This window comes from Arthrobacter sp. 08Y14, assembly GCF_002929455.1.
Lineage (GTDB): Bacteria > Actinomycetota > Actinomycetes > Actinomycetales > Micrococcaceae > Arthrobacter_B > Arthrobacter_B sunyaminii.
This window is the reverse complement of record NZ_PJIX01000006.1, coordinates 1,884-5,732: the sequence shown is the minus strand read 5'-3', so window position 1 is coordinate 5,732 and position 3,849 is coordinate 1,884. Positions and strand designations below refer to the sequence as shown.

The following is a 3,849-nucleotide window of genomic DNA, read 5'->3' as shown; positions in this document are numbered from 1 at the left end:
TCTGTTGTTTGAGAACTCAATAGTGTGCCAAGTTTATTGATACCAATTATTTTAATTGGTTGAACTGGTTGTTTCCGCCCACCCCGTGGGTTGGGAGCAGCTTTTTTAGCTGGTTTCGAATTTAGTGCAGGACTGTGCAGCCAATTTTCCTTGGCTCCGGTCTTGTGTCTGTAACACATTTACGGAGAGTTTGATCCTGGCTCAGGATGAACGCTGGCGGCGTGCTTAACACATGCAAGTCGAACGATGACTTTTGTGCTTGCACAAAATGATTAGTGGCGAACGGGTGAGTAACACGTGAGTAACCTGCCCTTAACTTCGGGATAAGCCTGGGAAACCGGGTCTAATACCGGATACGACGGATTCCCGCATGGGGGTCCGTGGAAAGCTTGATGCGGTTTTGGATGGACTCGCGGCCTATCAGCTAGTTGGTTGGGGTAATGGCCCACCAAGGCGACGACGGGTAGCCGGCCTGAGAGGGTGACCGGCCACACTGGGACTGAGACACGGCCCAGACTCCTACGGGAGGCAGCAGTGGGGAATATTGCACAATGGGCGAAAGCCTGATGCAGCGACGCCGCGTGAGGGACGAAGGCCTTCGGGTTGTAAACCTCTTTCAGCAGGGAAGAAGCGAAAGTGACGGTACCTGCAGAAGAAGCGCCGGCTAACTACGTGCCAGCAGCCGCGGTAATACGTAGGGCGCAAGCGTTATCCGGAATTATTGGGCGTAAAGAGCTCGTAGGCGGTTTGTCGCGTCTGCTGTGAAAGCCCGGGGCTCAACCCCGGGTCTGCAGTGGGTACGGGCAGACTAGAGTGCAGTAGGGGAGACTGGAATTCCTGGTGTAGCGGTGAAATGCGCAGATATCAGGAGGAACACCGATGGCGAAGGCAGGTCTCTGGGCTGTAACTGACGCTGAGGAGCGAAAGCATGGGGAGCGAACAGGATTAGATACCCTGGTAGTCCATGCCGTAAACGTTGGGCACTAGGTGTGGGGGACATTCCACGTTTTCCGCGCCGTAGCTAACGCATTAAGTGCCCCGCCTGGGGAGTACGGCCGCAAGGCTAAAACTCAAAGGAATTGACGGGGGCCCGCACAAGCGGCGGAGCATGCGGATTAATTCGATGCAACGCGAAGAACCTTACCAAGGCTTGACATGAACCGGAAAGGCCTGGAAACAGGTCCCCCACTTGTGGCCGGTTTACAGGTGGTGCATGGTTGTCGTCAGCTCGTGTCGTGAGATGTTGGGTTAAGTCCCGCAACGAGCGCAACCCTCGTTCTATGTTGCCAGCGGGTTATGCCGGGGACTCATAGGAGACTGCCGGGGTCAACTCGGAGGAAGGTGGGGACGACGTCAAATCATCATGCCCCTTATGTCTTGGGCTTCACGCATGCTACAATGGCCGGTACAAAGGGTTGCGATACTGTGAGGTGGAGCTAATCCCAAAAAGCCGGTCTCAGTTCGGATTGAGGTCTGCAACTCGACCTCATGAAGTTGGAGTCGCTAGTAATCGCAGATCAGCAACGCTGCGGTGAATACGTTCCCGGGCCTTGTACACACCGCCCGTCAAGTCACGAAAGTTGGTAACACCCGAAGCCGGTGGCCTAACCCCTTGTGGGAGGGAGCCGTCGAAGGTGGGACCGGCGATTGGGACTAAGTCGTAACAAGGTAGCCGTACCGGAAGGTGCGGCTGGATCACCTCCTTTCTAAGGAGCACCTCAAAGTTTCGTGTTCTTCCACAGTGTTGGATGCGGGCTTTGCAGGAGATGCCCATATCGGAAGCATATGTTTTCCGGTGGGTGCTCAAGGGTGGAATATCAATAGGCAGGTGCCCGGCGTTGAGCCCGGCAGCACAGTACGTTCTTCCTTCGGGCGGGACTGGAAACGCTGCCGGTGTCTTCAAGTACCGGGTTTTTCCGTTTGGCACACTGTTGGGTCCTGAAATAACAGGACCGAAGAATTTCAAGCCTTCATTGGAGGGTTGGAAGGGACACGGTTTCGTGTTGTTTCTGATTGTTCCTGCGCAGGCCCAAGACCATCACGGTGAATACGTGGCGGCGGCGGGGTGTGACGGGGTTGTTGTTTGAGAACTACATAGTGGACGCGAGCATCTTAAAATTATTAAGTGCAATTTCAGATAAACCTGGTGACCGGTTTTTACCGGCCTCCATGGTTTTCTCGATAGCGATAATATTTATTGATCTTTGTGGTCAAGTTTTTAAGGGCACACGGTGGATGCCTTGGCATCAGGAGCCGAAGAAGGACGTAGGAATCTGCGATAAGCCTGGGGGAGTTGATAACCGAGCGTTGATCCCAGGATGTCCGAATGGGGAAACCCCGCCCGGCGCGCGAGTGACCGGGTGACCCGCATCTGAACACATAGGGTGCGTGGAGGGAACGTGGGGAAGTGAAACATCTCAGTACCCACAGGAAGAGAAAACAACAGTGATTCCGTTAGTAGTGGCGAGCGAACGCGGAAGAGGCTAAACCAGTGGTGTGTGATAGCCGGCGGGCGTTGCATCACTGGGGTTGCGGGACTTTCCGTACCGATTCTGCCGGATCGGTGAAGTGAGTGCAGATGCATAGGTGAACGGGTTTGAAAGCCCGGCCGTAGAGGGTGTTAGCCCCGTAACCGGAATGTATGCTGCCGCTTGGAGAGGATCCCAAGTAGCACGGGGCCCGAGAAATCCCGTGCGAATCTGCCAGGACCACCTGGTAAGCCTAAATACTCCCTGATGACCGATAGCGGACAAGTACCGTGAGGGAAAGGTGAAAAGTACCCCGGGAGGGGAGTGAAACAGTACCTGAAACCGTGTGCCTACAATCCGTTGGAGCAGGGCAGCATCCTTGTGGTGCTGTGCTTGTGACAGCGTGCCTTTTGAAGAATGAGCCTGCGAGTTAGTGTTACGTCGCGAGGTTAACCCGTGTGGGGAAGCCGTAGCGAAAGCGAGTCTGAACAGGGCGATGCAGTGGCGTGATCTAGACCCGAAGCGGAGTGATCTACCCATGGCCAGGTTGAAGCGCGTGTAAGAGCGCGTGGAGGACCGAACCCACTTCAGTTGAAAATGGAGGGGATGAGCTGTGGGTAGGGGTGAAAGGCCAATCAAACTCCGTGATAGCTGGTTCTCCCCGAAATGCATTTAGGTGCAGCGTTGCGTGTTTCTTACCGGAGGTAGAGCTACTGGATGGCTAATGGGCCCTACAAGGTTACTGACGTCAGCCAAACTCCGAATGCCGGTAAGTGAGAGCGCAGCAGTGAGACTGTGGGGGATAAGCTTCATAGTCGAGAGGGAAACAGCCCAGACCACCAACTAAGGCCCCTAAGCGTGTGCTAAGTGGGAAAGGATGTGGAGTTGCTCAGACAACCAGGAGGTTGGCTTAGAAGCAGCCATCCTTGAAAGAGTGCGTAATAGCTCACTGGTCAAGTGATTCCGCGCCGACAATGTAGCGGGGCTCAAGTACACCGCCGAAGTTGTGGCATTCAAATATTAGCCAAGCGGATGGTTTATCCATTTTCGTTCAAGCGTTTGGATGGGTAGGGGAGCGTCGTGTGGGCAGTGAAGTCGCGGTGTAAACCAGCGGTGGAGCCTACACGAGTGAGAATGCAGGCATGAGTAGCGAAAGACGGGTGAGAAACCCGTCCGCCGAATGATCAAGGGTTCCAGGGTCAAGCTAATCTGCCCTGGGTAAGTCGGGACCTAAGGCGAGGCCGACAGGCGTAGTCGATGGACAACGGGTTGATATTCCCGTACCGGCGAAAAACCGCCAATACTGATCGGGGGATACTAACCGCCCAATACCTGACCGTTAGCCCTTGTGGCGACACGGTTTTTGGTGGAGCGCGGGACC

Annotated in this window: 2 rRNA genes (1 of these 2 cut by a window edge); both read left to right on the top strand. The window is 54.9% G+C overall.

Annotated features, from left to right (window positions below):
* The first annotated feature begins 178 nt into the window (after positions 1-178).
* Positions 179-1,706 (top strand): 16S ribosomal RNA (locus CXR03_RS17660).
* A gap of 502 nt (positions 1,707-2,208) precedes the next feature.
* Positions 2,209-3,849: ribosomal RNA gene (locus CXR03_RS17655) — 23S ribosomal RNA — on the top strand (it continues 1,524 nt past the right edge of the window).
* The 16S and 23S rRNA genes sit together here, the layout of an rRNA operon.